Annotated in this window: 1 protein-coding gene; it reads right to left on the reverse strand. The window is 67.9% G+C overall.

The annotated features are described in order from the left end of the window. The coding region (locus ACZ5CR_RS44840; RefSeq protein ID WP_468869343.1) for an AMP-binding protein at nt 1–1,535 on the reverse strand (1,535 nt) is incomplete at its 3' end. Between the last annotated feature and the right edge of the window lie 14 nt (nt 1,536–1,549).

The following is a 1,549-nucleotide window of genomic DNA, read 5'->3' on the forward strand; positions in this document are numbered from 1 at the left end:
TCCGGAGTCCACTTCGCCGGGTCCCCGGTCCGATACATCCGCTCACCAGAACCCGCCCCGAAGGGCCAGGCCACGAACCGCTCACCCGTCAGTCCTGGACGGCCCACGTAACCACGGGCCAACGCGGAACCCGCAACGTACAGCTCGCCCGTGACCCCGACCGGCATCGGCTGCAGCGCCGCGTCGAGCACGAACATGCGGGTGTTGGCGATCGGACCGCCGAACGGCACCGTGCCCGGTCGCCCCGCGTCCACCGTCCCGATCGCGGTGATGACCGTCGCCTCGGTCGGACCGTAGGCATGCACCAGATCGCGCCCCGGCGACCAAGTGCGCGCCACCGCCTCGCTGACCGTCTCGGACCCCACCACCATGGGACCGACCTGCGCCAGATCCTGCGGATCCAGCACCTCCAGCAACGACGGCACCACACTCGCCGCCCCAACACCCTCCAACTCCCTCAACCGACCCGGCTCCCGACGCTGCTCCTCACTCGCAATCCACAACGCCGCGCCCGACGACAACGCCACCGCCACATCCAGCACCGACGCGTCGAAGCTGAACGACGCGAACTGCAACACCCCCACCCCCGGCCCCGCACCCATCACCGGAGCAAACACCGACACCAAATTCGCCACCGAACCGTGCGAAACCCCCACACCCTTCGGCACCCCCGTCGACCCCGACGTAAAGATCACATACGCCAACCCAGCAGGATCGGCAGCCACATCCGGATCAACATCCGACGACCCAGTCGACCGCTCCAGATCGTCTACACCGACGACGACCTGCACCCCGGCGTCGACGAGCATGACCTCCACCCGCTCCGCCGGCAGCGCAGCATCAACCGGCAGATACGCCGCCCCGGCCTTCCACACCCCCAAAATCCCCACGACCATCTCCGGACCACGCGGCAACCGCAGCCCCACCACCGACTCACAACCCACACCCCGACCCCGCAGCCAGTTCGCCAGCCGATTCGCCGCCACATCCAAATCGCCGTACGTCAGCTCCACACCCTCAAACACCACCGCCGCCGTATCGGGAGCCTCGGACACCCACCGTTCGAAGGACGCCGGCACCGACACATCCACCACATCGACAGCCGTGTCATTCCACTGCCGCACCACCACGTCGCGCTCTCGCGGCTCAAGAAGGTTCAGCGTGTCCAGCCGCACGTCGGGGCTTCCGGCCAGCACAGCGTCCAGTGCCTTGAGCACGCTTTCCACCGCTGTACGCATCAGGTGGGCGACTGCGGCCGCGTCGATCGGCTGCACGGCCTCAACGCCTAGGCTGAGTTCCTCCGGACCGAGATCATTGACTGCCATGGTGAGCGGATAGTTGGTCCGTTCCCGTCGAGAGAGATGCTGGATTCCCTCGACCGGTCGGCCCCCGGGCGCATCGGCCTTCTGAGCACCGTGCCGGTAGTTGAACAGCGAGGTGAACAGGGGCATGTCGCCCGCGACAGCGCTCGCCCGCTGGGCCACCGCCAGCGGCGCATGCTCATGCTCCAGCAGCGCCGCCAGTTGCTCCCGCATCCCCTCAACGGCGG

The sequence above is a fragment of the Streptomyces sp. NPDC031274 genome (genome assembly GCF_055570235.1).